At 30.7% G+C, this 15678-nt stretch carries 16 protein-coding genes and 1 riboswitch; of the genes, 1 reads left to right on the top strand and 15 read right to left on the bottom strand.

Going from position 1 to position 15678, the window contains the following annotated elements; translation table 11 throughout:
* Window positions 1-282 precede the first annotated feature (282 nt).
* The 12 genes from AC3WOM_RS04605 to AC3WOM_RS04550 form a co-directional block, all read right to left on the bottom strand.
* Window positions 283-1131, bottom strand: coding sequence for a hypothetical protein (locus AC3WOM_RS04605; protein ID WP_492445245.1), 849 nt, complete (start codon window positions 1129-1131; stop codon window positions 283-285).
* A gap of 175 nt (window positions 1132-1306) precedes the next feature.
* On the bottom strand, window positions 1307-1585 hold the full coding sequence (locus tag AC3WOM_RS04600) for a hypothetical protein (RefSeq protein WP_492445243.1): 279 nt from the start codon (window positions 1583-1585) through the stop codon (window positions 1307-1309).
* Window positions 1578-1820: a hypothetical protein gene (locus tag AC3WOM_RS04595; RefSeq protein ID WP_492445241.1), complete on the bottom strand. Its 243-nt coding sequence runs from the start codon at window positions 1818-1820 to the stop codon at window positions 1578-1580. The genes AC3WOM_RS04600 and AC3WOM_RS04595 overlap by 8 nt, the downstream gene beginning before the upstream one ends.
* A 67-nt stretch (window positions 1821-1887) precedes the next feature.
* The gene (locus tag AC3WOM_RS04590) at window positions 1888-2112 is read right to left on the bottom strand and encodes a hypothetical protein (RefSeq protein ID WP_492445239.1); all 225 of its coding nucleotides are present in this window, start codon (window positions 2110-2112) and stop codon (window positions 1888-1890) included.
* A complete protein-coding gene (locus tag AC3WOM_RS04585; protein ID WP_492445237.1) occupies window positions 2112-2366 on the bottom strand; it encodes a hypothetical protein in 255 nt (84 codons plus the stop codon). The genes AC3WOM_RS04590 and AC3WOM_RS04585 overlap by 1 nt, the downstream gene beginning before the upstream one ends.
* 30 nt (window positions 2367-2396) lie before the next feature.
* Window positions 2397-3356 carry a hypothetical protein gene (locus AC3WOM_RS04580; protein WP_492445235.1) on the bottom strand — a complete coding sequence of 320 codons (960 nt, stop codon included), beginning with the start codon at window positions 3354-3356 and terminating at the stop codon, window positions 2397-2399.
* A gap of 77 nt (window positions 3357-3433) precedes the next feature.
* Complete coding sequence (locus tag AC3WOM_RS04575) at window positions 3434-3943, bottom strand: hypothetical protein (RefSeq protein ID WP_492445233.1); 510 nt, start codon at window positions 3941-3943, stop codon at window positions 3434-3436.
* Complete coding sequence (locus AC3WOM_RS04570; RefSeq protein WP_492445232.1) at window positions 3930-4130, bottom strand: helix-turn-helix domain-containing protein; 201 nt, start codon at window positions 4128-4130, stop codon at window positions 3930-3932. Before AC3WOM_RS04570 ends, AC3WOM_RS04575 begins: the two co-directional genes overlap by 14 nt.
* 326 nt (window positions 4131-4456) lie before the next feature.
* On the bottom strand, window positions 4457-7303 hold the full coding sequence (locus AC3WOM_RS04565) for a hypothetical protein (protein WP_492445230.1): 2847 nt from the start codon (window positions 7301-7303) through the stop codon (window positions 4457-4459).
* A 413-nt stretch (window positions 7304-7716) separates the two neighbouring features.
* Window positions 7717-8511 carry a hypothetical protein gene (locus AC3WOM_RS04560; protein ID WP_492445228.1) on the bottom strand — a complete coding sequence of 265 codons (795 nt, stop codon included), beginning with the start codon at window positions 8509-8511 and terminating at the stop codon, window positions 7717-7719.
* 331 nt (window positions 8512-8842) lie between these two features.
* Window positions 8843-10363 carry a DEAD/DEAH box helicase gene (locus AC3WOM_RS04555; protein ID WP_492445226.1) on the bottom strand — a complete coding sequence of 507 codons (1521 nt, stop codon included), beginning with the start codon at window positions 10361-10363 and terminating at the stop codon, window positions 8843-8845.
* Window positions 10364-11084: 721 nt separating this feature from the next.
* The gene (locus AC3WOM_RS04550; protein ID WP_492445224.1) at window positions 11085-11963 is read right to left on the bottom strand and encodes a hypothetical protein; all 879 of its coding nucleotides are present in this window, start codon (window positions 11961-11963) and stop codon (window positions 11085-11087) included.
* 332 nt (window positions 11964-12295) lie between these two features.
* On the opposite strand from AC3WOM_RS04550, the gene AC3WOM_RS04545 reads away from it, so the two are divergent.
* Window positions 12296-12658, top strand: a complete 363-nt coding sequence (locus AC3WOM_RS04545) for a helix-turn-helix domain-containing protein (RefSeq protein ID WP_492445222.1) — start codon at window positions 12296-12298, stop codon at window positions 12656-12658.
* Window positions 12659-12699: 41 nt separating this feature from the next.
* On the opposite strand, the gene AC3WOM_RS04540 is transcribed toward AC3WOM_RS04545, so the two are convergent.
* The 3 genes from AC3WOM_RS04540 to AC3WOM_RS04530 all read right to left on the bottom strand — a co-directional run bounded on the left by AC3WOM_RS04540 (window position 12700) and on the right by AC3WOM_RS04530 (window position 15312).
* A complete protein-coding gene (locus AC3WOM_RS04540) occupies window positions 12700-13353 on the bottom strand; it encodes a hypothetical protein (protein ID WP_492445220.1) in 654 nt (217 codons plus the stop codon).
* Between the two features lie 85 nt (window positions 13354-13438).
* The gene (locus AC3WOM_RS04535; protein ID WP_492445218.1) at window positions 13439-14233 is read right to left on the bottom strand and encodes a hypothetical protein; all 795 of its coding nucleotides are present in this window, start codon (window positions 14231-14233) and stop codon (window positions 13439-13441) included.
* A gap of 170 nt (window positions 14234-14403) precedes the next feature.
* Window positions 14404-15312: a tyrosine-type recombinase/integrase gene (locus AC3WOM_RS04530; RefSeq protein WP_492445216.1), complete on the bottom strand. Its 909-nt coding sequence runs from the start codon at window positions 15310-15312 to the stop codon at window positions 14404-14406.
* Between the two features lie 131 nt (window positions 15313-15443).
* Window positions 15444-15626: riboswitch (cobalamin riboswitch) on the bottom strand.
* Window positions 15627-15678: the final 52 nt, after the last annotated feature.

Here is a 15678-nt window from a genome sequence, read left to right as displayed (position 1 = left end):
TTCTATTCCCTTTCTTTCTTCCGAAGTTTTTTTGAAAATCCTACTCGTTTTGTACATATTCATTAGTGATATACCAATCCATACTGTATATAAACCCAATGCTATATAAGCAGGATTAGTACTGACCACCAAGACCACGCAATTAAACCTGTTAGCTTCAATACTACGAATATAAGCGTTAATAATTCGAGTAACCCCATTGTGCTACCCCCTGTATGAATAAGAAAGAACCACACCTATTTCAGATGCAGTTCCTTAAATATTCATTATGTATTTTATTCATTAATCTTCTTTACTTGAAAATAAATCGATAAAAGACTCACTAAAAGACGATTCTACAACTTCTTTAATTCGATCATTTACATCAAGAATGCCTGTAACAATATCGTATGCTTGATATGATGCTTCAATAAAATTATCATCTCCCCAATGCTCATGACCTTCACTATAAAAATAGTCCTTACATTTAGTTAGATTAACAAGACAAACATCTTCAGCTTCGTGATTATAAAGTACACCATGCACTGCTCTTAGTCCATCAACTACATCATCTACAAACGTAATCAGTTTATTGATGTCCGAATCATGATATTTAAATATACTCATAGCTTCATTTTCACTATTAGTAATTGCTTTTAAAATATCGATAGTCTCGCTCATCTTATCTAATGTTATTACACTTCGTTCGACCTGTTCTTTTACATTTAAAAGTGCTTTTTTGTATGCTTCAGATGTATAAATTGACTCTTTACTTTTACCGTCCGTAATATGCTCAAACTCTTCTCCAAACAACACAGCGCAAAAATCTTTTAATGCAGTCTTATCAAACTTTTCTTTGTTCAGATAGCTGAATATTTCAACAAACGAAACTGGAAAAATTGGATCATCATAATAATTACTGCAACACACTGCTATATTATCTAAATAGACGTTTTTGAAATTATCAATATCAAATGCTTTACAATGTAATTCTAATATTCTATCTAAATACTCATCCAATTTTTCAGTAAGTAACTCATATTCACCTTTATATTGTTGCATAAAAACTGAATGCTCATTTGCCGAACTAACAAAATTCCATAAATAATCTGAAGCTTCTTGATACTGCTCTGCTAATGTTTTTGTACTCATAATTATTTCCCCTTTTATCCTTATAATTTATCTAATTGGCAATTAAACCTTTAATGTTAACTAAGTAGGTAACTAAACCAAAATTATGTAATTATTACTTTTTCTCATTCATTTAATTTTTATTGCTATATTTATGTATTACAAATATGTTTACATATACGTTTACTTAAACATATTATTTTAACTTGTCATTATCCTTATTAATAAAACATTCTATTGCTAAGTATTCAAAATAGTCTTGTACTTTTTCAAACCCTTGTCCATAACCTGTAATATAAAATAATACATTATCTTTTTCGTATTCATCTAAAATCCCTTCATACTCCCAAGGATCAATTAATGCACGTCCTACTTGCACCTTATTAATCCCTTCATGTAATGTACCGAATTTTAACTGAATAGATTTACCACTTTTAATTCGCTTTATTAATTCTTCTGTACTCAATTTAACCATGCAAATTCACTCTATCAATTTCTCTTTCAAGATAATCAACTAAATTACCATCTCGCCATTTTAAATCATCCAATGAATGTGCAATTTCATCATTCATTGCTCGTATTGCGATATTTGTAACAACATAATTGGAATCAATATGCTTATCAATCTCAACAGATACGACTCTATTATTCTCTTTATTATTACAAGCGAAATTCTCTAATTTATGCATAATATTTTCTTCATCTTTCATAAGTGCTACTCACTTTCTCTGTGTAATTTACCTTACCTCTTTATTAATCCCTTTTCTTTGCCTATATTCACTTCTCATTATTGAATTCTTCAACAATCAATAACTTATTTACTTCTGCCTTCTTCATGTCGTAATGCTTTGATATTTCATTTACCAGTGCCGTTTTAACTTCTTTAATATCTAAAAACTCTGTTTTAACTCCTGCATATAGTGGTTCACCGTTTAATTCATCCAGACCGTCAAATGTATCTTTCAACATTTCCATATAGTTACTAACGTATCTTTCTAACATCAATAGACCCCTTCCCAATTAAAATTGATGTTCGCATCTTTAATTACAATGCTTTTTATCTTCTCACCGAATGTAGATGCGGTAATAATGTAATTTGAAACAATATCCTCTATTGCGGAATTATTTACGATGATCCTACAAGGTTTATCTACATAGAGGCTACACTTTTCAAATCCTTCATTACTGTCACTTACAACAACTTCTACAAATCCATTTTTACTATTTTCACATTTATCGTTCCAAACATATTTCATTTAACCAACCTTCTCTCACTTATATAACTTTCACACACCAAATTTAACGATATCTGGTTTTACTGTCGAGAAAAAGTTGTATAAATTATTATCATTATTCAAAAATACGTCTGCCAAACCTGCTCCTAATCGAGTAACAATCTCTTCCTCCATTAATTTATCTTTATCTACTTCTTCTCCTTCTTGTAGTTGTGTGCGTTTGTAGATTTCAGAGACATTAATATCCCACTCTTTAAAGATAGCATGTATGATTTCATGCAAGATTGTACTTAGCTGTACAGCACTACTGTTTTTACGGTTCAAATCAATACTTTTACGTTGTTTATAGATTTCTCCCATAGAGCCATCGTCTAAATCTCTAAAATTCATTTCATAACTATTTAATCCGATATTAATTTTACTGATTCCTACTTCGTCAGATGTTTCGAAAAACTCTTTATCAATGCCATTTTGAACAAAGATAGAAAGAATGGAGTATCCATTAAACTTGTGTACATATTTGGGTATATGACAATATGCCGTCTCGTACATAAGGATGTCATGTATTGCCCTACTGATATCCTTAATGAGTAAGCTGATATGCTCCATGCTTGAAGATTTTACATTTAATTTAGCCCTATTCTCATCTAACTCAAAAGAGTCAGTATCATCACTTACAATTGAATACTCAATTCCTAAAAATTTAAATTTCTTATTTTCGAAAATAGATTCGAACGACTCGTTTTCCTTAAAAAATTTTAAATAACCAATTTTAAGCTGATTAATCCAGTGCAATAGAGCCATTCCTTTAGCTTCTTTGCGCTTCTTACTTCTATCATTATCATCTTCATACATGATATTATTTTCGATAATTATTGAAACGATTTCCTTTTTAAAGGACTCAACTTCCCTTTCATAAGACACAATATCTGCATATTGTTCTTGACTCCAATTTAGAGGAATCACTTTATTATCCATTTTAATTTCTTTTAAATCTTCTAATTTAACCATAATATTTCCGTCTCCCTTTCCACTTGCATATTATTCATTTTGTTGATATGATATTAATGGATTGCTATATGCATTATCTAATTTTGTGTATACATATTTCGTAATTTAATCTGCATTCCTTCATATTTATCAACATCTTCTAACTTAGCAGCAGTCATAAATTTAACAGCGCCAACTCCACCAACATGCACCTGATTGAATAAAGCTAGTAATCGATCAACAATTTTAGCTAATGCAAATCCTGTATTCTGATATTCCTCATGGACATAAGCATCTAAATTGACGTATTGATAAAAACTCGTAGGATTTACTGTCCCTGTATTTACCATTACAGAGTTTTCAAATTCACCTAGATAAATGTATAAGACACATTGAGCATTATCTGGTAACAAATCACCTTTGTTTGGTCTACGCATCTTAACAACTTGATTGATCATATCAAAGTTACCAACAATATTAGGTCTCGCATCCGTTTTGATAGTTACGTCATCGTCCCTATGCTCTGCAACATAAAATAACAACCTCATTAGTTTCTCATCTGTGACCGCATGTTTATACATTTTGTTAAAAATATCATACACACTCATTATCTTCACCAAACCCATTTATGTATCTTTTTAAATTATTTTCATTTTCAATATTCATGTTCGCCTTTCCGCTGAAGAACTGGCTTAATAATGAAGCAGATACTCCGATCTCTTCCGCAATCGTGCGAGCCTTCAATTTCTTCTTCCTCATAAGTAGATATAACTCATTTCGACTATCAATTGACACTTTAATCATCTCCTTTCTGTATTGTGTATTTATTTTATTAATTGAATTTATTTAACGAAAGAAAGTGGGACTTATCGCTAAATCCCAAAGTGGAGAAATTAAATAATAAGAGGTAAACTATACACAAAAAGCATATAGCAACTAAAGCATTTAAAATCATTTACATAAACAATATTAATGAAATGAGAAATTAAAAGTTTTAGAATTATATTAGTAAAAGAGTGAATAAATTCATTTCCTCTACTATATAGCAAAAAAAGAAAAATCTACAAACCTAGTGATACCAACTGTTTAATGGCTTTAAATTTAATTAATCATGAAAAAAATTAACTTTTTTCACAAAAAACCTTGCGAAATTCACCATAATGAGTGTATAATATAATGTTTAATAATGCACTACTTTCTGGGATACTTAAATCAGAATCTTTATCCTCAATATACATTCGATTAATCAAACTCATAATAGTCGGTGCATATATCACTAACTTTGACAATTCCTCCTTATACTTACTCGTTAATTCATTTGCTTTCAATAACCGTTCTTGCACTTCTTCTTTTGGCGTTTCCTTTTTAATAGTAATAAATTCAGAATTCAAGTTTAATGCCATTTCTTGCAGTCTTGGAAGTTGGTGATTATTCGCATCATTCAATTTTAATTCCTTGTTTAATAAATCTTTCATAGGAATAGTGATTGTTCTATCTGAATTTCCTATTTTTCTTATTTCTTTTTGAAGATAATCCATCGGAGTCTCAAAATCTTTATAAATCACAGGTATTTTGCGTTCTATTCCCTTTTTGCGTTCATCTTCATTCTTCTTCTTTTCAATTTCACTAAAGAACTTTGGTTTATGAATTGCCGTTACTACTGTTTTCTTTACGCCATCTTCATAGTACGTGTCTTTCTCTTGGATATATGTATTTAAGGTCTTTCTTATTGAGGAAATTTCAGATTCAATTTTTACTTTAAATGATTTTTTAGCTACATCTATGCAAACGGTTGATAATGCACAAACCAATGACACAAGATCATGAACCTTCTCCGCATCCTCATTTTTACCTTTTGCTTTTAAATCTTGATAGATGGATTGAGCGAGTTGCCCGAGATTTGCTACCATCCCAATTGTTTTGGAACTTCTCGATATTTTTTCATCTGCTGAAGCCATTTGTTCTGGCATATATGTATATGTATTTGCTTTATCTGGCTTAATACCACTCACAACAGGAGCAAAGTGTTTTTTTATGTCTTTAGTTGTATAACGAATACATTTATTAATTGATAATACTTGGCTGTCACTATCATAGTCACAACCACTTAATGTCTCCATGATTAACGTTTCAATAGAATTTACAATTACGACATTTTTACTTATTTCCCCCATATACTTTTCAATTAACGGATGATGAGTGTTCCTAGATTTATAATAATTAGATGTTGCTGTATGCGGATTTCTCCATCCTACAACACTTTCGTCAAACGGGAAAAGCTTTGTGTAAATTTGATCATCTTTTAATGTAATTGTTTTTAGATTTTCAGAAGTAAAATGCTCCACCACTGAATGCATCATCTCTATTGGGTTACTGCACATGACACAATACTCAATATCCTTTATTCTAATGTTCCCACGCTTCATTTTAGATTTGTATTTGTTTATCTTGGTTGATTTAAATTCTTTAAACATGGTAGTGTACTGGAAATCATTATTGATATTGTAAAGGTTCACATATAAATGATTGGCGTTTAAATCACTACTTGTTTTCTCAAGATAATCAATGAATGCGTTATTTTCATTATCTTGTAGCTTTTTAACATAGTTACGTTCATCATTCATCAGTATTGAGATAGACTTTTTATCAGCAGGTAAGGTATTTATAATTTGATAGGACAATCTATGTACTGAGTCTTCTTCATCTTCAAAGAATCCATGAGTGGACTCTTTTTCATGCTTACATACTCCAAAAACTTGACCATCCTTAATTACTTTTTCTCTCCAATGTTTGTACATGGCTTTTTCAGCCTTGAATTTCTCTTCATCTGAAATTTCTTCATAGTCTGTATAAGATTCACCTTTAGTCATCAAGTATGCAAATTTAAGGAATTTACATGAATTAGGAGTAGTTACAACCAATATATTTTTGGCTAACATAGGATTCCCAAACATGTCCTTTAGTTGCCAATCATCATAATGTTCCGTAGGCTTATTTTCTTTGTGATAGTCACGTAAATAGCCTTGAATATCGAATGAAAACCCTGCACTTTTAAACATATGATTTCTAAGTAACATGAACGAATAATCCTTACCTTTAAAGAAAGTTTCATGATTCATCAACGATTGTCCATCAAAAATATCGTTTGTGATTTTATGATTTTTTTCTTTTATAACTTCCAATTTCCCTTTATTATCAGTTCGTACAACTTTTATTTCATCTTTTACTTTGAACTTAGATTCTAAATCATTCGTGATAAAAATGTTCTCAACATCAATATCAACAGTAAATTCAATTTCACTACCTATTAGTGATTCGTAGGCTCGTAAACTTACAAGATCGACTGGCGCACCTTCTTTAATCGAAAAGCCCATTCGTATCCATTTTTGAATTTTCTCCAATAGTGTTTTTTTGATGAAAAGTACCTCACCTTTACGGCTTTTTGATGATGATCTTGAAAATTGAAAATATTCCACTCCATTAAGTGTAAATCCGTTAGTGTATAAGTATGTACGTAAGTATCCAGTGGATTTCTCTTCCCATTCTTTATTTTTAGATATGTCTATATCCTTTATTTTTTCATACCGTTCATTCTTTGTTTCTAGTATTGTTGTTAGTTTTTTCAACTTCTTTTCATTAGTCACAACAGATATACGTTTTTCAATTCCTTCAATATCCGATAGTAATTGTTCAATAACCATTTCCAATTTCAATACCTTATTATCAAATTTAACATTTATTAAATCGTCACTTAGATATTTCCATTTTATTGGATTCTTCTTTGTACCTTCTAAAATAACAGTACGCTTTTTAAACTCACGCATAGTGTCTAATTTCATTGATAATAATGAGTATGGCATCATACCAGTGTAATCTGATTTTACATATTCTCCTCTCTCTGAATGTTCAAATGCTTTACTTGCTTGAATACTTCTAATATGAATCCCTTTGTTTTCCTCTTTTACCATGTAATACTCCCTTTCTATATTTATTTTTGGAAGGGACATAGTGTCACTTCTAAATCATCTTTATTTTTAAGTGTGAGATTATGTCACTGTTAAAACTAAAATACCCCTGCTTAAAATTTTAAGTGCCCTTTTGTTTGGTTTCTGTTTTTTCTGAAACCAATTTAGTGTTCCCATTTTCGGGATTGCTAGTGACCTGCTCTTAGTTGGTTTGTCTTTTTTGACTAACCAATACAACATGTCATTCTCAGCGACACGTCTGTTGTACCAGACATATTTTATTTCGCAATCATGGACGGTGACCGCAATTATGCTCATTTAACTCCGACATAATGCCTGAGTTAAACATGTGTCATCATAAACAGTTCTAATTGGACGGTTAACAATTGTAGTTACTTTATTAAAATGAGCAGTACCTACAATCCCCATTGCTCCTTTAACTTCGTAAGAAACTTCATTTTCCCACCATTATCACCTGTTATATCTGGATGAAACTTCTTCGATGCCATACGATAGATTTCATGCAGCATCTTTTTTTCTTCTTCAGTGTAGTTACTTTGTGAAGTAAATGAGTAACTACTGCTACCTCCACTTGAATAATTACTGTAGGTACGCTTGAAACTTTCCTCGTAACTACGTCTTGCATATTCCTCTTGAGCTTTCTTCTTAATTGTTAATTCTTCCAAGTACTCAGGATTGCGAAGCTTTCCAAATACGTCATAACAATACTTATATTCTCCATGACCATACTCTTCATCAAATTCTTTCTCTTTCCTTCTGTGTTTGTCTAATATAACTTTTTGTAGTATTTTGGCTTTATACTCCTCAGTTTGCTTAAACTCCTTTTCAATTTGTTGTGTTAATGGATTGATTTTTTTATTTAAAATCTCATAAAATTCATCTTCAGTAATTTCCATTTCCTTTAACCACTTATCCAATTTATCTTGCATATAGTAGTCACCGTACCAACTATTAAGAAAATCATAGTAGCCCATTGTACAGATAACCCATTGTTTCTTTTTGACCTTTCCATTCTCTCGATAGCTGTGATGAATACTAATTTTATAAGCATCTAAAACAGGACGTTCAAAGCGTTCATCACTATATGTATAACCATATGATGTTTTACTCTCACCATTAAATGACCAAGTTGTCTCTGTAACTTTGATTTCTTTTCGTTCGCCATATTGGTTAGGCTTCTTCTTTTTCACTTTTTGAATCACACAATAAATAAAAATTCCTCCTTTTGTAGTTACCTCTTCTATTTGTCTAGTAACTACGTTTTGTTATTATGGTGAAAATCTAAGTTCAAAACATGGATAATACTTTTGATTTGTAAGTATCGCTAAATTCGCTATTCGCAAATTTGCTCTACTAACAACTAAAAACTATTATCTTCGACTATTTAATTTCCCAATGTTCCCTATTCGGTCACATAGTAAAATTAAATAGTCGTATATGTATTTATTCTTTTATTTGGGTAATCCTCGTCAAATTATGTAATTATCTATATATAAGAAAAATGTATGTTTTGACGAGATTTTAATGTTCTATGTTATTAACGATTTCCCAATATCGTACAGTTACAGTTTTACCATCCAACCATTTATCACTTCTTTTTGAAAGGATATTATAAGGTAATTTCCGGTCTTTTAAATTACCATTTAATGTATTTATCCCTAATGTACGAGCATTCAAGCCATTCTTTTTAAAGACTTCTTTTAATTTTGCTTGCTGCTCTTTCAATAACCTTTCACCAACAACAGATTCCAAGTACTGATCTAGAGTTTGTTCTTGCGTTTCCTGTTTGATAACTTCATATTCCTTTACCTTTTCAACTGGAAGTTTTAATTTATCTACCACAAAACGTTTATAACCTATACCTTTAATTTCATTTTTATTTCTATTTATTCCGATCACCTTCTCTTTCATCTCAAACAAATCCATTTGTAATTGTTTGGCTGTCATGTAGCCCAGTTCATTTAATTCCCATTTCTTTTTATCAAAGTCGTAAAATATGTATTTATTAATGTGTTCCCGATTGGAGCCATATTTAATAACGTATTGGTTATGATCGTATTGAAATAAATCCATTTCCTTCAAATCTTTAGATTTATCAATTAGATTCATCTCACGTCTGTTAAATTTTCTAATATAATATGTACAAGTGTCATTTAAACCTTCTATGTATTGCTTATCTGATTTAGTTATTTTTCTTTTTCTTCCCAAACATTGAGCTAGTTGATTATGATTAAAGATTGAAGCTACTATATATTTTATCGAGTAATCTTTCAATGTGATTCCAACATCTAGTGCTGAGGTTGAGATTAACAGTCTTGTTGTAAATGTTTCATTTTCTATTTTGCAGGACTGGCTATTTAATATATCTATCGCCTCTTTATCTTTACTAAATTTAGAGCAATAAAATACGGCATCATCTTTATATTTGAAATAGAGTTTTTTACATGCATCCAATGAATTAATAAAGACTATAATTTTATCGTTTGTGTTTTGCATCAAGTCATCTACTATGTATTCTATGTCAGCTTTCTTATTAAAAAAGTAAATATCATAAACATAGTCATACGACTTTGGAATGTAGTAGTAGTTATCTAAAGACACATGCTTTTCTTCGATTAAATGTCTAAATAGAGTTTTAGCTGTTGCACTCATAAATACCTTCTGTGCAGAGTGTTGCATAATCCACTTAAAACTTAAATCTGTGTATTTACTAATGCCTTCAGTGAAATGTTGGCATTCATCCAAAACAATGTAATCGTATTTATTAGCAAAAACAGGACTCAAATCCGTTACCTTATTTTTAATACATGACTCAATATGTTGATATGAGTTGACAGTTACATTAAATAATATTTCGTCATCTACTTTCTTCCTTATTTCTTTTGTTAATGCATCACGACTAGATAAAATCAATATTGTCTTAAATGGATCTAAGCATACGTGCGCTAGTTTATCTAAAATCAAACTCGTTTTGGCTGTCCCGGTACCTGCATCTAAAATTATATTCCCTTTCCAATTTTTAATTTCTTGCTCTGAAATCACATCAGTTAAAAAGGCATTACTGTTAAATTTTTTGACTATGAAACTTCTCCTCCTCTGGTCATATTCCTTTTCTTGGTATTTCCAAGGGATATAATCTACATTATTTTACCCAAATCTATTTACATACTTTTTTTAAGATGCTATACTGAGTACATCTTAATCCTATATGTATAAATTTATCCTCTATACTATATATAGGTAAATTTTAATCTATCACCTTGCATATTAAAAAGCAAGGTTATTTCCCATTTCCATACTGTTCATTGTCTTACATTCTAATAATAATAGCTTCACCATCAAGTAGCTAGTCAGGTTACTAAAAAAAATTAATAAATCACCTTTCCCCACGTGTGGAGAATTTTCCCCCATTTTTGGTGGAAGACCTAGATATTGATTTACTCTATCCCTGATAATACTGCAAAACTATCCAATCAGCTAGTCGATTCCAAATACTCAATTTGCTTAAACTAGTAAATAATGTTAATATATTAATTGGATAAGAAGAGGGGGCGTTAACCCCGACTTCCTTAGTTCGAACCATTCTTCTTGCGCTTTGCTGGCGGTTGAGAAGTTTGGTTCTTTTTAAACGAGAAGGTTATAAGCGTCTAACGACCCCAAATCGTTATACACTTCGTTTATGACTTTCTCAAATTGTTCTTTATTGTCAATTTCCAAATAGCTAGAGTAATATTGTTCAATTTCATTTAATTTATCGTCCATATTACTGTGCCAAATCTTCAACTGTTGTGTCAGTAATTTTGATTACTTCTAGTTTTGAAGCAATGAAATTTTCATCATTAATAAAAGTAAAGTCTTTGATTGTGATGTTGTCTGGAGTAAAAAGACTTTCAAATTGATCAGTAGCGTGGTCTGGACTATACCCGTATACATCAAAATTAAAAGCAAAAATAAATTCTGTTAAGCCATCCTCTTCTAACGTTTTGAAGGAAATCGGCAATAGTTTGTAATCTATCTTTTTTAAGCCATCGATAGATAATTTAAAACCCTCAAATTTGTAATTCAAATTATCTGATTTATATAGGAAGTTCAACTCCCCATCCATACCTTCTATAAATTTTGGAATATCCCCTTTTACAATTACTTTTAATGATGCGAGTTGCTCGTATTTTTTTGGAGTTTCATCGTAATGTGTGATCTCTTTCACCAGATACTCATGATCAAACTCGAATAATATTACGTCACAATCAAAATCCATATTGTAAGTATCCATATCGCTTAATGTAAAGTCTTTGATCACAACGTCACCATCTAAGGTTCTTCGCATTTTATCTGTAGCTTGTTCAGCACTATTTGCAAATATGTCAAATGCGATAAGTGCATCAATGACACCAATGTTGTAATTATCCTTTAACACCGTGTATGATGCTTCTTTCACCTCAAATAGATTGTCGTCCCCATCTACCTTTACTATAATCCTATTAAACTTATTATCACAGATTAATGATGCATCACGATTTAATAACTTAACACCTTGATAATCGGTAAAATTTGATTCAACTACGATTTTAGTAGTGACCAATAAATTATACTTCTTCGTTCCTCTATAATTTGGACTTAAAACGCTAAAATGGCTGCTCATAAATGAACTCTCCTTTTTGTTTATTATTTACTCTCAATTTAAAATTACTTTCAATAATAATTAGCTATTTCGCTAAAATCATTTGACCTAAAATAACTTAAATGCTATTATAAAGACATAGTTAAATAAGACTTTAAAAAAGCCTAGAAACATTGCATTTATTCCGTTCCCCAACGTCAAAATGTATTATATTAGGTTGTATTTTTTATACTTATCTTTAGCAAATAAGTTAGCTTATAAACACAGTTTACTAGCATAAAAGCTATTTGTCAACATGTAGATAGCGAAAAAGTCAGTTCTGTACTTTGTAAGCCTTAGAAAGGTTGATATAAATGAGTTTAGTGGAGCGAATTAAAAATTTGTGTGACGAAAGAAGCACTACTTTTGCAGAAGTAGAAAGGAGAATAGGAATCTCTAATGGTCAAATACGCCGTTGGGACACTTCTTCTCCTAAAGCAGAGAACTTAGAAAGAGTAGCTGATCACTTTGATGTATCAACTGACTATCTTTTAGGACGGAGTAATCATAAAAGATATTATGATTTGAAAGTAAATAATCAGAGTGATGTCGATAAAAAAATTCAAGAAATACTAAGCGAATTAGACGAAGCAGATAAGGGATTATTGATCGCCTCCATAGAAAACACTCTACAATTAGCCAAACAATTATCGAAGAAAGGTAAGCCCGAAATATAAAAAAAGCGCAAACCTATTAATGGTTGCGCTTTAGGTATTTCTTAAATTATAGAGTCTTGATAATATTCAATTATATATTCATATTCTTTATTTAAGTAAGCTTTACCAGTTAATAACCTTTCACAAATACCAGAAATAACATCTTCAAATTCATCAAGAGAATCATATAAAGGGATTTCTTGGTTAAGATCATCCCTCCCATATTTAACTAACCTCTTGAGCTTTACAACCCTCTCTATTTCTTTTAGTAAATCTCTATTAATTCTATAAAAAACTGCGTTTACATTAGCAGATTTTTGTAATACATCTTCTTTAAACTTCAATAAATCCTCACTGACTCCTATTGCATGGTAATACTCTTTCTTTTTCAAGAAGTTTTCAATTAATTCAACCTCTTGCATTTTTTCAAGAACAAAATCCATATTTAAACTAACTTTTGGAAACTCATTCTGTTTTGTTTTCTTTTCCTGATTTTTTATTGTTAAATAAACGCCACCTAATGTTAATGAGCCACTGATAATACCACTAAGAACACTACCAATAAAAGTAGCATAAAACCCTATCCAAGTACTATTGTTAGACACCTGAAATCCCCAATCTGCGCTAGCTATATAATTCACAAATATAGGAAATATGATAATTGAGATAATGAAAATCGTTACACTAATCATTATATACTTTTTCTTTAAATACATTATTATCACCCATAACTTTCTCAAAAAATACACTTATATAACCTACTAACAATGAACCCTTTTACTGTGTTTACTTGAATGAATTTTACTCATTAGACTTATATATCTCATAAGTACTTTTTGATTCGGATATTCGTTTAATTACCCTGTATACTCTATCTTCAGTTGAAAGCACTGCTATTGAATCTGACAAAAAGTATTCTAATTTTAATTCTTTTTCAATATCATTGTTTTCTAATAAGTTGCTCAAGTTATCATTTTCTTCAATAAATATGTAATCAACAGGTTTATTTTCTGATAACAAAGAATAAATGAGTAATATTGCTATCACAAACATAACGACTAGGTATTCTGTTAAACTAGTCAAAATCATCTTAATATCAGCAATATATCCATAAGCTAACATTGTTAGAGTTAGAAGTAAGAAAGTTAATGTTATGTAGTATTTTGCTTTAGTATTAAATTTATAAATCAAAGAAAGCTTCCCTAAAATAATCCTCAACCAATGAAGCCATCTAAGGCTAGCGCTTTTAATAAAAATGTACTCTAAAAACAATACTATATAGCTTAGTATCATTCCTAAAGTAAATATGAAGAATAGAACAACAACTATTCCACCAAAAATAGGAAGTAATATTGCTTCATAGGCTAATATAAATGCTAATGAGCAGTACATAGGAATAATAATTAAAAATACACTTATATTTTTTTTTAATTTAATCACTGCAAATTTATCTCTTGGTAAGAATCTCATATCAAATGAATCGTAAGATAGCGACGTATAAAAAGATATAAATACACTGCGGATACTAATTCCACCAAAGATCAAAGTCAATAAAGGTATTAATGTACCCATCTTTTCTATTATTTCTTTTATCAACAAATATCCCAACTTTCAACAATAAAGTAGTTCAATGAATCTAATTCTATTATACTACAAGAAAATTTTGTATTAATAGGATTATTATGAATATTTGTGTCGACATACTCCTTTCACAATCCCTATCATTAAATAATTAAAGGAGGACTAAATTTAGCCCTCCTTGTTCTTTATATATCCATATTGTTTAGTGGATTAAACTTATTATTCTGTTCATAGAGTGCCGTTCCCCACAACGCTAAATACTTTTCTGTCATCGAAATCGAGGAATGTCTAAGTATCTTTTGAAGCGAAAACACATCTCCACCAGCTATAATATATCGGTGTGCAAATGTATGTCTAAATGTATGAGCAGAAAGTCGTACATCTTTAAAGTTCATCACTTCTTGTAACTTCTTAAATACTCCCTTACAGGATTCATACGACATCTGCTTACCGTCTCTGTGTACGAATACGTAGTCTATTGGAGAATTGAAGTAACGATTATAGTATTGTTTTAATTCCATTAGTTCATTATAGACTTTTTCAGTTAGTGGTACTGTTTCTTGTTTTCGGCTCTTTCCGTATACTACGATATGTTTAGAGTGAATGTCAGTCCATTTAAGTCCTCTCATTTCCCCTAATCGTACGCCTGTTCCAAGTAGCGTCAGAATTATTACCGTATTCCTGTACGCTGTAAACTCATGGTCTTTACGTTTCATACGTCTGTAATATCGGAGCATCTGACGAATATGCAAGTCGTTAAAAACTTCTATACGTTCATCTGTGTGCTGTTTCTTTAATTTGAGACATGGATTGTGCTGTACAAACTCATTCTCTAACAGATGGTTGAAGAACGCTTTAAGACATTTTACCTTATTGTTAATTGTGTTAGGGCTATTGCCTTTCTCGTTCTTACAATACATCAAATATAATCGTAGCGTATTTGTAGAGATGTCTTGAACGTCTTGAATGTTATTCTCTCTCAACCATTCTTGGAACCCTCTAAAAAAACTTCTGTAGTTTATGAGCGTAAATTCGCTCGCATTCATTAGTTCTCTTTCATCCATAAAGTCTTGGACAGCAAATTTAATTAACATAAAAACACCTTCTCCAATTTATTAGATAATCAGAAAAGGTAATCTACTGCTACATATTCCTAAAATTGCTTTAAACGTTAATATATCAACCTTTTTGAAAGTTATATTAGTATGATTCCTCGTAGGGTTATGGTGTGTACTCATAATAGGCAGGTATCCTGACTCATGGTCATCGCTTCTTTTCCCCTTCCCGTTGAAAACAGTGGTATTTGAAAAGTCGCTCACATTTACAGTTGCGGGACAGTGTCGGAATTGCACCGACTTCCCTTTTCAGCAAATTGCACGCAATTTACACCTATTATTACACGCTATTCAGTTGTATAGGAATTGAGTTTCCTATTAGATTATTAAAATCAATTGTAAAGG

The organism is Lysinibacillus sp. FW301-JW8 (genome assembly GCF_058788755.1).
The sequence above is the reverse complement of the archived record's forward strand: the minus strand, read 5'-3'. Positions and strand labels throughout refer to the sequence as shown.

Excerpts from the sequence above, each read along its gene's own strand:
- AC3WOM_RS04605 (WP_492445245.1), bottom strand. The coding sequence starts at position 1,131 with ATGAGTACAAAAACATTAGCAGAGCAGTATCAAGAAGCTTCAGATTAT.
- AC3WOM_RS04600 (WP_492445243.1), bottom strand. The coding sequence starts at position 1,585 with ATGGTTAAATTGAGTACAGAAGAATTAATAAAGCGAATTAAAAGTGGT.
- AC3WOM_RS04595 (WP_492445241.1), bottom strand. The coding sequence starts at position 1,820 with ATGAAAGATGAAGAAAATATTATGCATAAATTAGAGAATTTCGCTTGT.
- AC3WOM_RS04590 (WP_492445239.1), bottom strand. The coding sequence starts at position 2,112 with ATGTTAGAAAGATACGTTAGTAACTATATGGAAATGTTGAAAGATACA.
- AC3WOM_RS04585 (WP_492445237.1), bottom strand. The coding sequence starts at position 2,366 with ATGAAATATGTTTGGAACGATAAATGTGAAAATAGTAAAAATGGATTT.
- AC3WOM_RS04580 (WP_492445235.1), bottom strand. The coding sequence starts at position 3,356 with ATGGTTAAATTAGAAGATTTAAAAGAAATTAAAATGGATAATAAAGTG.
- AC3WOM_RS04575 (WP_492445233.1), bottom strand. The coding sequence starts at position 3,943 with ATGAGTGTGTATGATATTTTTAACAAAATGTATAAACATGCGGTCACA.
- AC3WOM_RS04565 (WP_492445230.1), bottom strand. The coding sequence starts at position 7,303 with ATGGTAAAAGAGGAAAACAAAGGGATTCATATTAGAAGTATTCAAGCA.
- AC3WOM_RS04550 (WP_492445224.1), bottom strand. The coding sequence starts at position 11,963 with ATGAGCAGCCATTTTAGCGTTTTAAGTCCAAATTATAGAGGAACGAAG.
- AC3WOM_RS04545 (WP_492445222.1), top strand. The coding sequence starts at position 12,296 with ATGAGTTTAGTGGAGCGAATTAAAAATTTGTGTGACGAAAGAAGCACT.
- AC3WOM_RS04540 (WP_492445220.1), bottom strand. The coding sequence starts at position 13,353 with ATGTATTTAAAGAAAAAGTATATAATGATTAGTGTAACGATTTTCATT.
- AC3WOM_RS04530 (WP_492445216.1), bottom strand. The coding sequence starts at position 15,312 with ATGTTAATTAAATTTGCTGTCCAAGACTTTATGGATGAAAGAGAACTA.